The organism is Propioniciclava sp. LT432, from assembly GCF_059515965.1.
Window position 1 is genome coordinate 60,377 of record NZ_JCAKNE010000012.1, and the last position, 17,527, is coordinate 77,903.

The 17,527-nt window shown below is 70.6% G+C and carries 14 protein-coding genes, 1 tRNA gene and 1 riboswitch; of the genes, 5 read left to right on the forward strand and 10 right to left on the reverse strand.

Annotated features, from left to right (window positions below):
* Window positions 1–10: 10 nt before the first annotated feature.
* Window positions 11–87, forward strand: a tRNA-Pro gene (locus AC5YDV_RS08230).
* A 54-nt stretch (window positions 88–141) separates the two neighbouring features.
* Here AC5YDV_RS08230 and AC5YDV_RS08235 read toward each other — a convergent pair.
* Window positions 142–1,533 (reverse strand): MFS transporter, encoded by a 1,392-nt coding sequence (locus tag AC5YDV_RS08235; protein ID WP_496182732.1) that lies wholly within the window; start codon window positions 1,531–1,533, stop codon window positions 142–144.
* Between the two features lie 79 nt (window positions 1,534–1,612).
* Between AC5YDV_RS08235 and AC5YDV_RS08240 the strand changes: the two genes are divergently transcribed.
* On the forward strand, window positions 1,613–2,386 hold the full coding sequence (locus AC5YDV_RS08240; protein WP_496182733.1) for an IclR family transcriptional regulator: 774 nt from the start codon (window positions 1,613–1,615) through the stop codon (window positions 2,384–2,386).
* Window positions 2,387–2,398: 12 nt separating this feature from the next.
* Here AC5YDV_RS08240 and AC5YDV_RS08245 read toward each other — a convergent pair whose 3' ends face one another.
* The 4 genes from AC5YDV_RS08245 to AC5YDV_RS08260 all read right to left on the reverse strand — a co-directional run bounded on the left by AC5YDV_RS08245 (window position 2,399) and on the right by AC5YDV_RS08260 (window position 7,775).
* On the reverse strand, window positions 2,399–3,481 hold the full coding sequence (locus AC5YDV_RS08245; protein WP_496182734.1) for an ABC transporter ATP-binding protein: 1,083 nt from the start codon (window positions 3,479–3,481) through the stop codon (window positions 2,399–2,401).
* Entirely contained in the window at window positions 3,475–5,163 is a 1,689-nt protein-coding gene (locus AC5YDV_RS08250; RefSeq protein ID WP_496182735.1) for an ABC transporter permease, read from the reverse strand. The genes AC5YDV_RS08245 and AC5YDV_RS08250 overlap by 7 nt, the downstream gene beginning before the upstream one ends.
* On the reverse strand, window positions 5,156–6,271 hold the full coding sequence (locus AC5YDV_RS08255; RefSeq protein ID WP_496182736.1) for a thiamine ABC transporter substrate-binding protein: 1,116 nt from the start codon (window positions 6,269–6,271) through the stop codon (window positions 5,156–5,158). Before AC5YDV_RS08255 ends, AC5YDV_RS08250 begins: the two co-directional genes overlap by 8 nt.
* Window positions 6,272–6,307: 36 nt before the next feature.
* Window positions 6,308–6,414, reverse strand: a riboswitch (TPP riboswitch).
* A 101-nt stretch (window positions 6,415–6,515) separates the two neighbouring features.
* The gene (locus AC5YDV_RS08260; RefSeq protein ID WP_496182737.1) at window positions 6,516–7,775 is read right to left on the reverse strand and encodes an aspartate kinase; all 1,260 of its coding nucleotides are present in this window, start codon (window positions 7,773–7,775) and stop codon (window positions 6,516–6,518) included.
* 121 nt (window positions 7,776–7,896) lie between these two features.
* Between AC5YDV_RS08260 and AC5YDV_RS08265 the strand changes: the two genes are divergently transcribed.
* Both AC5YDV_RS08265 and lplAB read left to right on the forward strand, forming a co-directional pair.
* Entirely contained in the window at window positions 7,897–8,361 is a 465-nt protein-coding gene (locus tag AC5YDV_RS08265) for a DUF1707 SHOCT-like domain-containing protein (protein WP_496182738.1), read from the forward strand.
* Window positions 8,362–8,403: 42 nt separating this feature from the next.
* Complete coding sequence (lplAB, locus tag AC5YDV_RS08270) at window positions 8,404–9,453, forward strand: lipoate-protein ligase LplAB (protein WP_496182739.1); 1,050 nt, start codon at window positions 8,404–8,406, stop codon at window positions 9,451–9,453.
* Window positions 9,454–9,525: 72 nt separating this feature from the next.
* On the opposite strand, the gene AC5YDV_RS08275 is transcribed toward lplAB, so the two are convergent.
* Together AC5YDV_RS08275 and ileS are read right to left on the reverse strand one after the other, a co-directional pair.
* Complete coding sequence (locus tag AC5YDV_RS08275; RefSeq protein WP_496182740.1) at window positions 9,526–10,305, reverse strand: PRC-barrel domain-containing protein; 780 nt, start codon at window positions 10,303–10,305, stop codon at window positions 9,526–9,528.
* 229 nt (window positions 10,306–10,534) lie between these two features.
* Window positions 10,535–13,672, reverse strand: coding sequence for an isoleucine--tRNA ligase (ileS, locus tag AC5YDV_RS08280; RefSeq protein ID WP_496182741.1), 3,138 nt, complete (start codon window positions 13,670–13,672; stop codon window positions 10,535–10,537).
* Between the two features lie 305 nt (window positions 13,673–13,977).
* On the opposite strand from ileS, the gene AC5YDV_RS08285 reads away from it, so the two are divergent.
* The gene (locus AC5YDV_RS08285; protein ID WP_496182742.1) at window positions 13,978–14,151 is read left to right on the forward strand and encodes a hypothetical protein; all 174 of its coding nucleotides are present in this window, start codon (window positions 13,978–13,980) and stop codon (window positions 14,149–14,151) included.
* Here the strand turns inward: AC5YDV_RS08285 and AC5YDV_RS08290 are convergent.
* The 3 genes from AC5YDV_RS08290 to AC5YDV_RS08300 all read right to left on the reverse strand — a co-directional run bounded on the left by AC5YDV_RS08290 (window position 14,148) and on the right by AC5YDV_RS08300 (window position 17,527).
* Window positions 14,148–15,578, reverse strand: coding sequence for a threonine/serine exporter family protein (locus AC5YDV_RS08290; protein ID WP_496182743.1), 1,431 nt, complete (start codon window positions 15,576–15,578; stop codon window positions 14,148–14,150). The two genes, AC5YDV_RS08285 and AC5YDV_RS08290, sit on opposite strands and share 4 nt — an antisense overlap.
* Window positions 15,578–16,543, reverse strand: a complete 966-nt coding sequence (locus tag AC5YDV_RS08295) for a zinc-binding dehydrogenase (RefSeq protein ID WP_496182744.1) — start codon at window positions 16,541–16,543, stop codon at window positions 15,578–15,580. Before AC5YDV_RS08295 ends, AC5YDV_RS08290 begins: the two co-directional genes overlap by 1 nt.
* A gap of 153 nt (window positions 16,544–16,696) precedes the next feature.
* Complete coding sequence (locus tag AC5YDV_RS08300) at window positions 16,697–17,527, reverse strand: Cof-type HAD-IIB family hydrolase (protein ID WP_496182745.1); 831 nt, start codon at window positions 17,525–17,527, stop codon at window positions 16,697–16,699.

Genomic DNA, 17,527 nt, shown 5'->3' on the forward strand with positions numbered 1-17,527 from the left:
AAGGGCCGATCGGGGTGTGGCGCAGCTTGGTAGCGCGCATCGTTCGGGACGATGAGGTCGCAGGTTCAAATCCTGTCACCCCGACCATGGTGAAGAAGGCCGGACCCTTTCGGGTCGGGCCTTCTTCGTTCCTCCGCGGCGTCAGTGCGCCATGACGGGACCGGCGGACTTCTCCGACGTCGGCCGCGAGACCACGAGCGTGATCAGCAGCATGGCCGCGGCGAGCGCGGCACCCACGGCGAACATGATGAAGTTCGCGCTGGTGCCCCACTCGACGTTGGCACCGGCGAACGTGACGAGCGCGCCACCGAGGATCGGGGCCGTGATGGCGCCGATGCGACCCATGCCGCTGCTGAAGCCCAGGGCGGTGCCACGGAGCTTGGCCGGGTAGTGGCTGGCGATGGCGGCCAGGACGAGGCACTGGGTGCCGTGGGTGCCGATGCCGGCCAGCACGAGCGCCAAGTTCGCCATCACCGCGCTGTCGGGGTACGTGAGCAGGAACGCCAGGCCCTGCGCTGCGAACAGCGCCGCGACGATGCCCGACTTCAGCGGTCCGAAGCGAACACCTGCCCACGCCGTGGCGAAGGATCCGATGACCGCACCGATGTTGAGGCTGAGCAGGAACATCAGCGGGTTGAACATCAGGGTCTTGTAGTGCGGGTCGGCCCCCATCAACTTCGGCAGCCAGGTGCCCAGGCCGTACCAGGTGAACAGCGTGAAGATGGACGCCAGCGCGAACATGAGCGTCGCCACGCCCCAGCGCGCCGAGAAGAGGGCGGTGATGCCCTTCCGGTGCGGGGAGGCCGACTCGGCCTCGGCCTCGGTCGGGGTTTCGTCGTGCGCGGCCACGACCTCCTCGAGGGTGTGGTCAACCCCCCACTCGGACGCGATGCTGCGCGCCTCCGCCTCCCGCCCGTGGGCGCGGAGCCACGCGGGCGACTCGGGCATGACCCAGGCGGTGACCGCCAGGATGAGCAGCCCGACGGCGGCCACGAGGTACATGGAGCGCCACCCGGGGACGGGCAGCATCACGAGGCCGAGCAGGGCGGCGATGGAGCCGCCGATGGGAATGCCGGACATCATGATGGTCGAGATGACCGACCGCTGCCGGACGCTGACGAACTCCGCCGTGATCGCGTTGGCCGAGGGCACCAGCCCGCCGAGCCCCACGCCCGCGATGAACCGGAGGATGCCGAACATCTCCTTGTTGACCGAGAAGTAGATCGCGACCGTGAACACGGTGAAGATCAGGCCGGCGGCGAGGATGGTCTTCTTGCGCCCCAGGCGGTCGGCGATGTCGCCGGCGCCGAGGGCGCCGAGGAGAGCGCCGACGAACACCAGGGACCCCATGAAGCCCGCCTCCGTGGGGTTGAGGCCCCAACCGGGCTCCTTCATCGCCATGATGGCGGGAAGGGTCGTGCCGTACACGATGAGGTCGTAGCCGTCGAGGACCACGATCAGCCAGCAGAGGAGGATCACCAGCCAGGCCGGCTTCGGGCGCACCGCGGTGCGCGGAGACAGCGTTGTCGTCATGACAGCACTGTCCTCCTACCCAAGGAGCCCGTGGAAGGTTATTCTCCACAGCAGAATCCCCAACTGATTGCCGAGCGTCATGTCCAAGCGAGCCACGCCATCGAAGGAGAGGCCGGCCTACGCCATCACCAGCGTGGACCATGCCCTCCGCCTGGCCGCGCTGCTGCAGGTGCAGGGCACGACCACCGTGACGGAGGCTGCCCTCCACCTCGAGGTGGCCCCGAGCACCGCCCATCGGCTGCTCGCCATGCTCGTCTATCGCGACTTCGCCACGCGTGAGGGCCGGCACTACCGCGTCGGGCCGTTGCTGGCACCGGTCGAACGGCCCCCGGCGGCGATGGGACGCCTGCGCGAGGCCGCGCTCGCCCCCATGACGTGGTTGATGGCCGCGTGTGGCGAGACCGTGACCCTGATGATCCTGACGCAGCGCCTCATCCGGTTCCTGGCCGAGGTCGAGTGCGCCCACCACCTCCGTGTCGGGCACCGGACCGGCATGGTGTTCCCGGCCCACCGCACCTCCGGCGGGTTGGCGATGCTGGCCGCGTTGGAGGACGACGCGATCCGCACGTTGTACTCGGAGGCCCCCGAGGGTGAGGAGCTCCCCGACTTCCACATGCTGTTCGCCCGACTGGAGTCGGTGCGCCGGCAGGGTTTCGCGATGAACAACGGACTGTCGGAGAGGGGCGTGCTCGCCCTCGGGCACACCGTCCGTGGGGAGCAGGGCGCTCCCGTCGCCGCCCTGTCCATCGCGATGCCGGCGAGCCGGTTCGAGCCCACCGCCGTCCGGAGCCTGGTCTCGTGGTTGCGCCGTGCGACCCGTGAGGTCGAGGACGCGCTCGCCGCGTCCGCCTGAGGGGTTCGGACGTCAGCCGATCACGGCCACGGCGTCGGCGTCCGTGCGGACGCCGACGGCGGCTGCCCCCAGGCGCTCCGGGACGCGCATCTCGGCGCGGGCTCCGCTGGGCAGCCGCACCGTCACCTGGACGTAGCCACGACGGACCTTCTCGTCCTCCACCGGCAACGAGAGGCCGTCGGGGTCGACGCTCAGGCTGTTCGGCCCCAGCGCGACCAGATGGTCGGCGGCCAGGGCACCCAGGCCCAGGGCGTCCGCGTCCTTGGGGGTCAGGATGCTCGAGTACCCGAGGAAGGTGGCGACCTCCACCGAGGCGGGGTGCCGCCAGAGGTTCCCGGGGCTGTCGACCTGCAGCATCGTGCCCTCGTCGAGGACGGCGACGCGGTCCGCGATGGCGAACGCCTCGTCCTGGTCGTGCGTGACATGGACCGCGGTGGTCCTCGTCTCGCGGAGCACGCGGGCCAGCACCTCGACCAAGCGCTCGCGCAGGCCACGGTCCAGGGCGGACAGGGGTTCGTCCAGCAGCAGCAACCGGGGCGAGGGGGCCAGCGACCGGGCGAGCGCCACGCGCTGTGCCTGCCCGCCGGACAACTCCGTCGTCTTCCGCCCGGCGAAACCGGGCAGCCCCACGAGCTCCAGGAAGTGCTCCACGATCGCGGCGCGCTGCCCCCGCGGCACCTTGTGCAGCCCGTAGGCGACGTTCTTGCCCACGTTGAGGCTGGGGAACAGCGCCGGATCCTGGAACATCATCCCGAAGTTGCGCTTGTGGGTGGGCGTGGCGGAGATGTCGCGTCCGTCCCATGTCAGGCTGCCGGACGCCAAGGGCTCCAGCCCGGCGATCGCACGCAGCAGGGATGACTTGCCCGATCCGGACGGCCCCAGCAGGGCCACGATCTCGCCGGGCGCGACGTCCAACGAAACCCCGTCGATGGCCGTCACCGTCCGACCCTCGTCGGGCCCGACCGGCCGGCGCCTCGGCAGCGCCCACGCCAGGAGCGGCCGCGAGGCCGGGGTCGTGTAGCCCGGCTGCTGGGTCGAGACCCGGTAGCGCACGACCACGTCGTGCACGCCGAGTCCGGCTTGGCTGGTCACCATGTCGTCGCCTCCTGCGGCCTCATCCTCTCAGCCAACCCCATCACGATCGCACAGCCGACCGCCAACAGGACGGCGGCGGCGAACCCCATGCCCTGGTTCTCCCAGCCCGGTCGCCCGATGAGGCGGTACACCACCACGGGCAGGGTGGGCTGGTCGGGGCGCGCCAGGAACGAGGTGGCGCCGAACTCCCCCAGCGCCGTCGCGAAGGCGAAGCCGGCCGCCAGGCCGAGGCCGCGTCCGACGAACGCCAGGTCGATGTCCCGCAGCACCTTGCCGGGGCTCGCCCCCAGCACGGCGGCCGCCTCCCGCAGGTGCGGGTCGATGGCCCGCAGCACGGGCAGCAGCACCCGCACCACCAGCGGCAACGCCACGATGGCCTGCGCGATCGGCACCAGGACCATCGAACTGCGCAGGTCGAGGGGCGGCCTGTTCAGGGTGATCAGGAACCCGAAGCCGACCGTCACCGCGCTCACCCCCAGAGGCAGCATGAAGGCGCCGTCCAGCAGGCCGAGCGCACGGCGTCCGCCCTCGTTGCGGGGACGGCGGGAGACGACGAGGCTGACGAGCAGGCCCAACACGAGGGCGAGCACGGTCGCCACGGACGCCGTGCGCAGCGAGTTCGCCGCAGCCACCCAGACCGGCACGGAGAGCGTCCCGTCGCCGGTGGTGGCGAGGGCGGCGTAGTGGTCCCACCCGTGGCCGGACGCCGTGGTGAGGCTCTTCTGCACCAACGTCATCAGGGGGAACACGAGCAGGCCGAGGACGACCGCCGCCGTCACCAGGGTGGGCCCCCCGTCGCGGCGCAGCACCCAGGGAGCCTCCATCGACTCGTCGGTCCGCAGGCGTTGCGCGCGGGCCCGTGTCGCCTGCAGCCGGCTGGCGATGATGAGCGCCGTGCCGACCACGACCAGTTGGACGATCGACAGCGCCGCCGCGCCGGTCAGGTCGAGCAGTTGGGTGGTGAGGAACCAGATCTCGGTCTCGATCGTCCCGTAGGCAGCGCCGCCGAGCACCATGACGACGCCGTACGCCGACGCGCAGAAGAGGAACACCAGCGCGGCCGCCGAGGCGATCGCGGGGGCGAGCGCGGGGATGGTGATGGTCCAGAAGACGCGGCGGGGCGAGGCCCCCAGCACGGACGCCGCCTGCTCGGTCCGCGGGTCGAGGGACGCCCACAGGGCCCCCACCGTGCGGACGACGACGGCGTAGTTGAAGAACACGAGGCTGGCCACGATGATCGCGAAGCTGCCGTCGAGGTTGAGGTGGCCGAGTGGTCCCGTCGAGATCACCAGGCTCTTGAAGGCCACGCCGACGACCACGGACGGGAGCACGAACGGCACGGTGACGACCGCGCGGACCAGCCAGCGCCCCGGGAACCGCGTGCGGTAGAGCACCCACGCCCCCGGGACACCGAGCAGCACGGACGCCACCGTGCCCGCCGCCGCCTGGGCCAGGGTCGTCCGGATGACCCGCCACGTCCGGTCGTCGCCGAAGACCTGGACGAAGCCGTCCGGGCTGAAGGAGCCGTCGGGGAAGAATCCCCGGCCCACCAGCGTCGCGACGGGCCAGCCGAAGAAGATCGCGAGGAACGCGAGCGGGACCGCACCCGCGAGCGTCCACGCGAGCGTGGTCCCCCGGCTCAGGGTGCCGGGGGACCTCCGCGAGGTGGCCGACTCAGCCAACGACCGTCGAGGTCCAGGTCCGGATCCAGCCGTCACGCTCGGCGGCGATCTCCTCGGCCGACACCTGGAACGGGGAATCGGACAGGGGCGCGTAGGTCACCCACTCCGCCGGCAGTTCGGTGGAGCGGACGGCCGGGTACATGTACATCTGACCGGGGATGTCGGCCTGGACCTCGGGGCTCAGCAGGAAGTCGATGAACTTCTCGGCCCCCTCGGGGTTGGCGGCCCCCTCGATGACCCCCGCGTACTCCACTTGGCGGAAGCAGGTCTGCAGGAGCGACGTGGTGGGGGGCTCCTTGCCGTCCACCACCTCGAACGCCGGGGACGTCGAGTAGCTCAGCACGAGCGGGCGCGGGCCCTTGCCGCTGCTCCCGGAGAACTGGACCGTGTACGCCTCGGTCCAGTCCTTGGCGACCAACACGCCGTTGTCCTTGAGTTGCTTCCAGTAGTCGATCCAGCCCGGGTCCCCCTTGGCGCCGACGGTGGCGACGAGGAACGCGAGGCCGGGCGAGCTCGACGCCGCGTTCGGGACGACCAACAGGTCCTTGTACTCGGGCCTGGTGAGGTCGTCGAGGGTGGCGGGGACGGCCTTGCCCTGCGCCGTGAACCAAGCGGTGTCGGCGTTGATGCAGACGTCGCCGAAGTCGATCGGCACGAGGCGTCCGGAGTCGTCGGCCTTGAGTGCCTCGGCGTCGGCGTCCGGGAGGGCGACGCTCGCGTACGGCGCGATGACGCCCTCCTTGAGCGCTCGGCCGGCGAAGGTGTTGTCGATGCCGAAGACAACGTCTCCCAAGGGGGAGTCCTTGGTCAGGACGAGCTGGTTGGTCAGGGTGCCCGCGTCCCCGGGGGCGACGAAGGTGACATCCAGGCCCGACTCGGTCTCGAACTTCGTCAGCAGGGCCTCGGTGACGTTGAACGAGTCGTGGGTGACCACCGTCAGCTCGGTGCTCCCCGCACCGGAGGCGGTGGCCGCCGCGGAGGGGCCGGCCGACGACGCACCCGACGACGCACCCGGCGGCGTGGCGGTCGGCGCGCCGACGCAGGACGCGAGGGCCAGGGAAAGGCCGGCCACGAGGGCGACGGCGGGCGGACGGACGAACTGGGACATGCTTCCTCCTCAACTGGAGGGGACGGCCATCCCTGGCCGTGTGAGAACTCGACTCCCTCCGCCGGTCCTAACCGGTTCAGGTTCGAGGGTCTGCGGCGCTCCGCACTCTCAGCGCCCCCATGGGCGCTCCCCTGTCAGGGGGACAGTCTAGCTGCTGCCGGCGAACGCATTTCCGGGAGGACACTCCCCCAAGTTTCGTTGGGGAAATGTCCTCCCGGAAATGCACACGAGGCGAAGCGATGACTCAGCGGCCGGTGCCGGCGTAGACCACGGCCTGACCGTCGGCGTCCAGCCCGAAGGCGGTGTGGACGGCGCGGACGGCCTTGTCGAGTTCGTCGACGTCCACCAGCACCGAGATGCGGATCTCCGAGGTGGAGATCATCTCGATGTTGATGCCGGCCTGGGCCAGCGCCCGGAACGCCGTCGCCGAGACGCCGGGGTGCGAGCGCATGCCGACGCCGATGATCGACAGCTTGCCGATCTTGTCGTTGTAGATCAGCTCGGTGAAGCCGATGGTGGGCTGGGCGGCGCGCAGCGCGTCCATGGCCTTGTCGCCGTCGGACTGCGGGAGCGTGAAGGAGATCGCCGTGGTGCCACCCTCGACGGACACGTTCTGGACGATCATGTCGATGTTGATGCCCGCGGTGGCCACGGTCGTGAAGACCTCGGCGGCGGCACCCACGCGGTCCGGCACGCCGACCACGGTGATCTTGGCCTCGTGACGGTCGTGCGCGATGCCGGTGATGATCGGGTTCTCCACGGAATCCTCCTCGTCGATGTGCTTGACCCAGGTGCCCGGCTTGTCCGAGAACGACGACCGGACGTGCACCGGGACGTTCTCGCGGCGGGCGTACTCAACGCAGCGCAGGTGCAGGATCTTGGCGCCGTTGGCGGCCATCTCGAGCATCTCGTCGTAGCTGACCTCCGGCAGTCGCTGCGCGCCCGGCACGATGCGGGGGTCCGCGGTGAAGACACCGTCGACGTCGGAGTAGATCTCGCAGTAGCCGGCCTTGAGGGCCGCGGCCAGGGCCACAGCGGTGGTGTCGGACGCACCGCGTCCGAGCGTGGTGATGTCCTTGGTCGTCTGCGAGACGCCCTGGAAGCCCGCCACGATGACCACGTCGCCCTCGTCCAGGGCGGACTCGATGCGGCCGGGCGTGATGTCGATGATGCGGGCGTCGCCGTGCTTCTCGGACGTGATCACGCCAGCCTGCGAACCCGTGAACGAGCGGGCGGTGTGCCCCAGGTCGTTGATGGCCATCGCCAGCAGGGCGGCCGACATGCGCTCCCCGGCGGTCAGGAGCATGTCCAGCTCACGGGCGCGCGGGTTCGGGCTGACCTGCTGGGCGAGGTCGAGGAGGTCGTCGGTCGTGTCGCCCATCGCCGACACCACCACGGTCACCTCGAAGCCCTGCTCCTTCGTGTCGACGATGCGCTGGGCGACGCGCTTGATGCTGGCGGCGTCCGCCACCGACGAGCCACCGAACTTCTGCACCACACGCACTGTCGGGTCCCCTTCCTTCGTGAGGTGTCCAACTCTGCCACGCAACCCGACGGCACGGTGGATGTTCCCAACCGCCGGGCGTCCCGATGACATGCGAGGATGGACGCGGAAGGAGACCTTCATGAGCCACGACCCGGTACCCCAACGGCTGTCCGACGCCGAACGGGACGCCGCCGCCCAGATGCTGCGCGAACACTTCGAGGCCGGACGCCTCGATGCCGCCGAGTTCGACGAGCGACTCTCGGCGGCGCTGGCCGCGCGCGTCGCCGCCGACTTCCAACCCCTGTTCTCCGACCTGCCCGCGCCCCGGCCGGACCACGGCGGACCCACCGCACCCTCGCAGGCCGCTTGGACGGCTGCCTTCGGCTCGTCGCTCACCCCGCGCCCGACCGCCGGACCCCCGGCGCTGGGCAGCGGCACCGACTGGATCGGTGTCGCCCGCGGCGTGATCTGGCCGGCCGCGATCATCATGGCCATCATCACGGGCAACTGGTGGACCTTCATCCTGATCGCGATCATCGGCTCCATCGTGCTGGGCCAGATCTCCAACAACCAGCGCAAGCCACCGCCCCAACTGGGCCGCTGACCCTCGACCCTCGTCGCTCGTGGGCGGAATAGGCTTGCCCCCATGCGTGGCGAGTACAAGGTTCCGGGCGGCAAGTTGGTCGCGGTCGATGTCGAGGTGGCCGACGGGGTCATCTCCCGGGCGTTCGTCCACGGTGACTTCTTCCTCGAACCGGATGAGGCGCTGGAGGACATCAACGCCGCCCTCACCGGGCAACCCGACACGGCGAACGCCGAAACCCTCGGCCGCGCCATCGAGGCCGCCCTCCCCGACCACGTGCAGATGATCGGGTTCACCCCGGCGTCCGTCGGCATCGCCGTACGCCGCGCGCTCGGCAAGGCCACCGGCTGGGCCGACCACACGTTCGACCTCATCGGCCCCGTCACGATGGACCCCGCGATGCACGTCGCCCTCGACGAGGTGCTCACCCGCGAGGTCGCGGCGGGGACGCGCCCGCCGACGCTGCGCTTCTGGGACTGGGACTCCGCGCTCGTCGTGATGGGCAGCTTCCAGAGCTACGTGAACGAGATCGACCAGGAGGGCGCCGACCGGCACGGCATCCGCGTCGTGCGGCGCATCTCGGGCGGCGGCGCCATGTTCATGGAGCCGGGCAACTGCATCACCTACTCCCTGCACGTCCCGACGTCGCTGGTCGAGGGGCTCAGCTTCGAGCAGAGCTACGCGTTCCTGGACGACTGGGTGATGACTGCCCTGGCGGACGTCGGTGTCAACGCGCGCCACGTGCCGCTCAACGACATCGCCTCCGACAAGGGCAAGATCGCCGGCGCCGCCCAGAAGCGGTTCGCGGCGGGATCGGTCCTGCACCACGTGACGATGGCGTACGACATCGATGCCGACAAGATGCTGGACGTCCTGCGCATCGACCGCGAGAAGATCTCCGACAAGGGCACGAAGTCGGCCAACAAGCGCGTCGACCCCATGCGGTCCCAGACGGGCCTGCCCCGTGACGAGATCATCCGCCGCTTCATGGCGTCCTTCGCCGCCACCCACCAGACCCGGCCGGGGAGCTACACCGACGCCGAGTTGGCCGCGGCACGCACCTTGGTGGAGACCAAGTTCCTCACCGACGCCTGGACGCACCGCGTCCCCTGACCGGGGACCAGGGGACGCGGGGTCTTCACGCCGGGCCGTCAGCTACGCGCCGGGCCCGGCTGCTCGCGGGCGTCAGTTGCGGCGCGGGTTCCGCGGGTCGTCGGGGCCGTCGAAGACCTCCTCGACCGGACCACGCCCGTCGCGGTCCTTGTCGAACAGCGGCGCGTCGCGGCGATCGTCGTGGGCCGGGTCGTCCAGGACCGCATCCCGGTAGCCGCGGTCATCCCGCAGGCCGCCGGTGTCCCCGGCGTAGCCGAGGTCCCCGTGGGGGTCCGATTCCCGGTACCCGCGGCTGCCGGGCGTGGCGTCCGGGCCGTCGAGCACCTCGCCGACCGGGCCGCGCCCGTCGTTGTCGCGGTCGAAGAGGGAGCCCTCGCCACGACGGTCGTCGCGGTAGGCCGGATCGTCGCCGAGCACACTGGCGTCGGTGTGGTCGCGGTCGCCGGTGTACCCGGGGGCGCCAGCGTAGTCACGCTCGCCGGCGTAGTCCCGCTCGTCCGTCCAGCGACGCGTCCGCATCGCATCGGGGCCCACCCCATCGCCGCTCACGCCGTAGTAGAGGTAGAGCTCGTCCTCCTTGGCGCGGTCGAGGTGACCGTCCTCATCGATGTTCGGGGCGTCCTTGACGACGTCCTTGGTGTGGGCGACCACGAGGTCGTCGCCCTGGAGAGTGGCGCCGGCCAGCGGGACGAAGCTCGTGCTCATCCCGAAGAAGCCGGTGTGCACGGTGACCCACGTCGGCTCGCCCGTCTGGTCGTCGAGGTAGACCTCGCCGACGTTGCCGATCCGATCCCCGTTGGGATCGTGGGCGACTGCTCCGCGGATGCGGTCGATGTCGCTCTGCGTGAACATGGTGTCTCCTTCGTTCGATGTCGTTCGGTGGTGACAACACATCCCGGCGGACCGGGATGCCCCCTCCACGAGAGGCATACCCACCACCCTCGACCGCAAACGCGTCGACGACAAGCCCTGACGGCGCTTTCAGGCCGCAAATGGGTGCCCTCACCCGCCCCGCGTCCCGGGGCCGCTACGGGTCGACTCAGGGTGACACCGGTGGGCACGGCGGCCCGGCCCCGGGGCCTCAGGCCTTGGCCACCGAGAAGCTCAGCCCCAACTCGTCGTCGGTCACGACGGTGCCCGTGGGCTCCCCTTCCGTCATCGACGTGGCCAGCACCTCGTCGGCCACGAGGTCGGACGCCTCGCGGAGCGCCTCGCCCACCTCGCCACCGGCCGACCACACCAGGCGGATCCGGTCGGAGACCTCCAGGCCCTGGCGCTTGCGGGCGTCCTGCACCATGCGGACGACCTCGCGGACCAGACCCGCGCGCACCAGTTCCGGAGTCAGCTCGAGGTCGAGCGCGACGGTCTCGCCCTGCTCGTTGACGACCGACCAGCCCTCGCGCGGGCGCTCGGACACGATCACCTCGTCGGCGGTCACCACGGTGCCGCCGGCCCAGGCCACGGTCGCCTCCCCGGTCTCCACCAGCGCGGACGCCAGCGCCGCGGCGTCCGCCTCGGCGATCGCCTGGGCGACCTTCGGGGTGTCCTTGCCGAAGCGCTTGCCCAGCGCGCGGAAGTTGCCCTTGGCGGAGTGGTCGACGAGGTCACCGGCCGAGGCGAACGACTCCACCGCGCCGACGTTGAGCTCGGCCGCGATCTCCGCGACCAGCTCGTCGGTCAGGCGAGCGAAGGACGCGCTGGGCACCAGCAGGCGCTTCAGCGGCTGGCGGGTCTTCACCTGGGCCTCCGAGCGCGCACCGCGGCCCAGCTCGACGAGACGGCGGGTCAGGCTCATGGCCTCGACCAGGGCGTGGTCCTCGCTCGCGGCATCGGGCACCGGCCAGGTGGCCAGGTGGACCGATTCCGGGGCGCCCGGGACGGCCGCCACCACCAGGTCCTGCCAGACGCGCTCGGTGATGAACGGCGCCATCGGGGCCATGAGGCGGGTGACGACGTCGATGGTCTCGTGCAGGGTCCACAGGGCCGAGGGCTCGCCGTCCCAGAAGCGGCGACGCGAGCGGCGCACGTACCAGTTCGACAGGTCGTCGACGAACTCGCTCAGCAGCGAGCCGGCGCGCTGGGTGTCGAAGTTCTCCAGGGCATCGGTCACGTCGGCGATGAGCTCGTTGCGGACGGCCACCAGCCAGCGGTCCATCACCGGCCGTTCGGCCACGGCCGGCGCCTGGCCGGACGCCGGCGTCCACCCGTTCGTGCGGGCGTACAGCGACTGGAAGCTGACGGCGTTCCAGAAGGTCAGGAGCACCTTGCGGACCGTCTCCTGGATGGCGCCGTGCCCCACGCGGCGGGACGACCAGGGCGAGCCGGCGGCGGCCATGAACCAGCGCACCGCGTCCGCGCCGTGCTGGTCCATGAGCGGGATCGGCTCGAGGATGTTGCCCAGGTGCTTGGACATCTTGCGTCCGTCCTCGGCGAGGATGTGGCCCAGGCACAGGACGTTCTTGAAGTCGGACTGGTCGAACACGAGCGTGCTGACCGCCATCTGGGAGTAGAACCAGCCACGTGTCTGGTCGATCGCCTCGCAGATGAAGTCGGCCGGGAACGCCTGCTCGAACTTCTCCTTGGAGCCCTCGACCCACGGGTAACCCCACTGGCCGAACGGCATGGAGCCCGAGTCGTACCAGGCGTCGATGACCTCCGGAACACGGTGCGACGGCTTGCCGCAGGTCGGGCAACCGAAGGTCACCTCGTCCACGAACGGACGGTGCGGGTCGAGCTCGGACAGGTCGCGACCCGTGAGCTGCGACAGCTCGGCCAGGGATCCGACGCAGACCTGGTGGTCGTCCTCACAACGCCAGATGGGCAGGGGCGTGCCCCAGTAGCGCTTGCGCGACAGGGCCCAGTCCACGTTGTTGTCCAGCCAGTCGCCGTAGCGGCCGTGCTTGATGTGCTCGGGATACCAGGTGGTCGCCTCGTTCTCGCGGACGAGCGCGTCCTTGATCGCGGTCGTCCGGATGTACCACGACGGCTGCGCGTAGTAGAGCAGTGTGGTGTGGCAGCGCCAGCAGTGCGGGTAGCTGTGGTCGTAGTCGAGGACGCGGAACATGAGACCGCGATCCTGCAGGTCGGCCACGAGCGCCTTGTCGGCGGTCTTGAAGAACTGGCCCCCCACCAGGCCGACCGACTCCTCGAAGGTGCCGTCGGGGCGGATCGGGTTCACCATCGGCAGCCCGTAGGCGCGGCAGGTGATCATGTCGTCCTCACCGAAGGCCGGTGCCTGGTGGACGAGGCCGGTGCCGTCCTCGACGGTGACGTACTCGGCGTTGACGATGTAGTGGGTTCCGCCGACGACGTCGGGGAACTCGAGCAGCTCGAACGGACGCTGGTAGCGCCAGCCTTCCATCTCCTTGCCGGAGAAGGACGGGCCGAGCATCCAGCCCTCGCCCAGCACCTTCTCGGCGAGCGGCTCGGCGATGACGAGCGTGTCGTCGTCCTTGCTCGCCACCACGTACGTGACGTCGGGGTGCGCGGCGACGGCGGTGTTGGAGACGAGCGTCCATGGGGTCGTCGTCCAGACCAGCAGGTCGGCCTTGCCCTCGAGCGGGCCCGAGGTCAGCGGGAACCGGACGTAGACCGACGGGTCCGTGACGTCCTCATAGCCCTGGGCGAGCTCGTGGTCCGACAGGGTCGTCCCACAGCGGGGGCAGTAGGGGGCGACGCGGTAGTCCTCGACGAGGAGCCCCTTGGAGTGGATCTCCTTCAGCGACCACCACACCGACTGGACGAAGTCCGTCGACATGGTCCAGTACGCGTCCTCCATGTTCACCCAGTAACCCATGCGCTCGGTGAGCTCGGCGAAGGCGTCGACGTGGCGTCCGACGGACTCACGGCAGCGCGCGTTGAACGCCTCGATGCCGTACTTCTCGATGTCCGGCTTGCCGTTGAAGCCGAGTTCCTTCTCGACGGCCAGCTCGACGGGCAGACCGTGGCAGTCCCAGCCGGCCTTGCGCTCGACGAGGTGGCCCTGCATCGTCTTGAAGCGGGGGAACACGTCCTTGAACACGCGCGCCTCGATGTGGTGCGTGCCCGGCATGCCGTTCGCGGTGGGCGGGCCCTCGTAGAACGTCCAGCGCGGCCCGTCCGCCGTGCGCGCAAGGGACTTGGCGAACGTGTCGTTGGCCTGCCAGAAGGCGAGGACGTCGTGCTCCATCGCAGGCAGGTCGACCTGCGGGGCGACGGTGTTGTACCCGGGCTGGGTCATGGGTGTTCCTCTTCGTTCCTCGGTGTTGAGCCGTGCGGACGAAGGGACGAGGCCGAGCCCCGCGGTACCACCCTCCTTGGGTCTCCTCGTTGCGTGCGCTGGTCGCGCGCGCTCGGGGAAGGCCCCACTCTTGCTCGCCGCGGCCGGGTCTAGTGAGGCCCCTCCGCTCGGTCGGAGCCCGTTCTTCCGGCAGCTCCGGGGTGATGGCCCCATCTCTGCCTTGCGGACGCCCGACATTCTACATGCGAGGATGAGGACATGCTCCCTGCCACCCTCCCCACGCCGGACGCCGTAGGGGAGGTGGCATGGACGGCCTCCTCTGGGTGCTGACCGGCGTGGGCGCCCTCGTGGTCGTCTGCTCCTTCGTCCTGCTGCGCAAGGTGCCCGCCGAGATCCGCCCCGTCGCGATCGTGCCGCTGGTGGTCGTGCTGGTGGGCTTCACCATCGGCTTCCTGCTGCTGGCGGGGGTCTTCGGCTAACGCCGACGGAGCAGGCCCCGCCGCAGGGCGAATTGGGTCGCCAACCGCGCGACCTGATCGGTCGGGAGCGAGAACTGCCGGCCGATGATCGCCCCCACGCTGCTGCCGAGCGCCAGCCCGATCCCGGTCAGCGCCGAGAGCATGAGCAGCTCGGACGCCGTGTCCCCCGGATCCACGGCCGGGACCCCGACCACCAGCCGGAACAAGGCCCGGTACAGGAACATGCCCGGCATCAGCGGGGCGATGCCCACGGTCACGATGGCGATCGCGGGCGGGCCGACGCGGCGCGCGAGCAGGTGCCCGAGGAACCCGACGACCGCCGCCGCCACGCCCGCCGCGATGGGGTATTCACCCCCCACCGGAGCCAGCACCATGAGGTAAGCGATCCAACCCACGCCGCCGAACCCCCCGACAATCAGGGCGCCGCGGGGGCCCAAGCCGCTGGCGACGCCGAGCCCCAGCGAGAAGAACCCGGCGGCGGCGACCTGGACGGCCGGGTGCGGCGACGGGATGGACTCGGCGGCCAGGTACGCCGGCGCGCCGAGCCGGACGCCGAGCCACAGCACCCCCGCGACCCCCAGGATCAACCCACCCGTGCGCATGAGGAGTTCAACCACCCGGGCACCGGCGGTGATGAAGTAGCCGTCGAGGGCGTCCTGGGCCGACGCCACGACGCCCATGCCGGCCAGCATCGACACCATTCCGGAGGCGACGACCAGGGAGGGCGACATGGCCCACAGTTCGTCAACCCCCCGTTGCCGCAGGTACATCAGGAGCACCGCGAGAACCATGGGGATCGCCCCCGCCGCCACCTGTGCGAAGAAGTACGAGACCGGACGCTTCGCCAGCACGATCCCGAGCACGCCGATCAGCAGCGTCGCGAGACCGGCGACGACCATCTCCAGGAGCTCGCCTCCCAGCAGGGCGCAGATGCTCGCTCCCTGCACGAACGCCGCGACCAGCAGGACCCACCGCCGGTACTCCCGGCCGTTCTCCTCTCGCTCCTTCAGCCGACGGGTGGCCTCCTCAGGGCCCAGTTCCCCTGCGCACACGGCGTCCACGACCCCGGTGAGGTGGCCCAGCCGGGCGTAGTCGTGGGACAGGGCGGGCACCGTCCGCACCATGGTGACGGGCGCCTCGTCCTCGGCCCCGTAGCCGCTGACCGTCACCGACGTGAACGTGACCTCGACCTGGAACTGGAGGCGCCGCGCCATGGCCAGCCGCAGGATCAGCTGCGTGGCCTCCGCTGCGGAGGCCCCGGCGACGAGGGCGACGGCACCCACCCGGGTGGCGAGGGCCACATAGGGCACCAGTTCGGACCGGCGCGCCCTCGGCGGGGGTTCGGTCGCCGCCCGACGCGGGCGGCGCAGGAGCCGCTCGAGGTCGTCGCCCGGCCGGCGCTGGGACTTCCCGGTGGCCTCGGACATCAGGGCCGCAGGACGACCTTGCCCAGCACCTGTCCGGACTCCAAGGCCGCCAAGGCCCCAGCCACCCCGTCGAAGCCGACCACGCTGTGGATCGCCGGCCGCACGCCGGAGGTCTCCAGCAGTTCGAGCAGCGCCTTGAACTCGCTGGTGTTGCCCATCGTCGAGCCGATCACCCGCAGTTGCAGGAAGAAGACCCGGTTCAGGTCGGCCGGCGGGTTCGCCCCGGAGGTGGCCCCACACACCACCACCGTTCCGCCGGGCACCAAGGACTTCAGCGAGTGCGACCAGGTCGCCTCCCCGACGGTCTCGACGACCAGGTCGACACGCTCCGGCAGCCGCGCCCCGGGCTCGAAGGCCTCGTCGGCGCCCAGGCCGAGCGCGAAGGCGCGCTTCTCCTCGGTGCGAGCGGTCGCCCACACCCGGTGACCCAGCGCCTTCGCGAGCTGGATGGCTGCCGAGGCCACCCCGCCCGAGGCGCCCTGGACGAGGACGGTGCCCGGCTTCCACAGCCCGGAGTCCCGGGTCAGCATCCGGAAGGCCGTCAGGTACGCGGTCGGCAGGCAGGCGGCCTCCTCGAAGGAGAGCGCCGCCGGCTTCGGGATGAGGTTGCGCTCGGGGACCACCACCCACTCGGCCAGGGTGCCCTGGTGGAGTTCGGAGAGCAGGGATCGCTTGGGGTCGAGCGTCTCGTCGCGCGTCCAGCCGTCCGAGGCGATGACCGCGTGGACCACGACGTCACGTCCGTCCTCGGTGGTGCCCGCGGCGTCCGTGCCGAGGATCATGGGCATGCGGTCGTCGGGGAGTCCGACCCCCCGCAGCGACCACAGGTCGTGGTGGTTGAGCGAGGCCGCCCGGACGCGAACCCTCACCCATCCCTCGGGGAGGGTCGGCTCGGGTCGCTCCCCCACCCGGAGGGCGGACAGGGGGTCGGCGGGGTTGGCTGCTTCGACGAAGACGGCTCGCATGAGCCCCAGACTAGGGTGACCCGGTCGCCGGCGCTCAGGACGTAGCGCCATCTGGACCACATGAACAGCCGTCCACGCACCACCCAGTCACCATCACCGCTTGTCAGAGCGATGCGCCGAATAGCGCCGGAACCAAATGTGGTCCAGATGGCGCTACGTCAGCGACAACCCCAGCAGACGCTCGATCACGACGGCCACGCCATCGGCGTCGTGGTGCAGGGTGACCTCGTCGGCGACCTCCAGCGCGCCCGGAACCGCATTGCCCATGGCCACGCCGAGTCCCGCCCACTGGAGCATCTCCACGTCGTTCAGGTTGTCGCCGAACGCCACCACCTCGGACGGGTCGATGCCCCGGTCAGCGGTGAACCGCACGAGGGCGGACGCCTTGGAGACCCCGCTGCGCCCCACCTCCAGGAACGGCGCCCCGGACGTCGTGGAGTGGGTGCCCGGCACCGCGAGACCGCGGGCCACCTCGAGCAACTGCTCCGGAAGAACCCTTCTGTCGGGGTGCTTGACGACGAGCTTCAGCGACGGCTCGGCCAGCACGTCGTCGAGGCTCGCGAAGCGGTGTTCGACCCGCCAGAGCGCGCTGCCGGCGCCGGGGTCCTGTTCACCGGTGTAGCCGTACTGCGCGACGTACTCGTTGCCGGCGTTCCGCACCGACACCACGTGGGCGTCCGGGAACTCCTCCAGCAGCGCCAGCGCGAGGGTGCGCTGGGCGTCGACGTCGATCAACTCCTCGAACAGGACATGGCGCGTGGGCAGGTCGACCGCCACGGCCCCGTTCGAGCCGACCACGAACCCGTCCAGCGACGTTCCGGCGACCAGGGCGCCGATCGAGTAGGGCTGGCGTCCCGAGATGGCGAGCACCTCGATGCCCGCTGTCCTCGCCGCCGCGAAAGCGGCACGGTTGCGGTCGCTGAGGGAGTGGTCGGAGCGGATGAGCGTGCCGTCCACGTCGGTGGCGATCAACCGGACGCCCAC

What these genes read in the sequence shown, in the direction of transcription:
- AC5YDV_RS08295 (WP_496182744.1), bottom strand. Translation starts at nt 16,543, where the DNA reads ATGCGAGCCGTCTTCGTCGAAGCAGCCAACCCCGCCGACCCCCTGTCC.
- AC5YDV_RS08265 (WP_496182738.1), top strand. Translation starts at nt 7,897, where the DNA reads ATGAGCCACGACCCGGTACCCCAACGGCTGTCCGACGCCGAACGGGAC.
- AC5YDV_RS08290 (WP_496182743.1), bottom strand. Translation starts at nt 15,578, where the DNA reads ATGTCCGAGGCCACCGGGAAGTCCCAGCGCCGGCCGGGCGACGACCTC.
- lplAB (WP_496182739.1), top strand. Translation starts at nt 8,404, where the DNA reads ATGCGTGGCGAGTACAAGGTTCCGGGCGGCAAGTTGGTCGCGGTCGAT.
- AC5YDV_RS08235 (WP_496182732.1), bottom strand. Translation starts at nt 1,533, where the DNA reads ATGACGACAACGCTGTCTCCGCGCACCGCGGTGCGCCCGAAGCCGGCC.
- ileS (WP_496182741.1), bottom strand. Translation starts at nt 13,672, where the DNA reads ATGACCCAGCCCGGGTACAACACCGTCGCCCCGCAGGTCGACCTGCCT.
- AC5YDV_RS08240 (WP_496182733.1), top strand. Translation starts at nt 1,613, where the DNA reads ATGTCCAAGCGAGCCACGCCATCGAAGGAGAGGCCGGCCTACGCCATC.
- AC5YDV_RS08285 (WP_496182742.1), top strand. Translation starts at nt 13,978, where the DNA reads ATGGACGGCCTCCTCTGGGTGCTGACCGGCGTGGGCGCCCTCGTGGTC.
- AC5YDV_RS08275 (WP_496182740.1), bottom strand. Translation starts at nt 10,305, where the DNA reads ATGTTCACGCAGAGCGACATCGACCGCATCCGCGGAGCAGTCGCCCAC.
- AC5YDV_RS08245 (WP_496182734.1), bottom strand. Translation starts at nt 3,481, where the DNA reads ATGGTGACCAGCCAAGCCGGACTCGGCGTGCACGACGTGGTCGTGCGC.
- AC5YDV_RS08255 (WP_496182736.1), bottom strand. Translation starts at nt 6,271, where the DNA reads ATGTCCCAGTTCGTCCGTCCGCCCGCCGTCGCCCTCGTGGCCGGCCTT.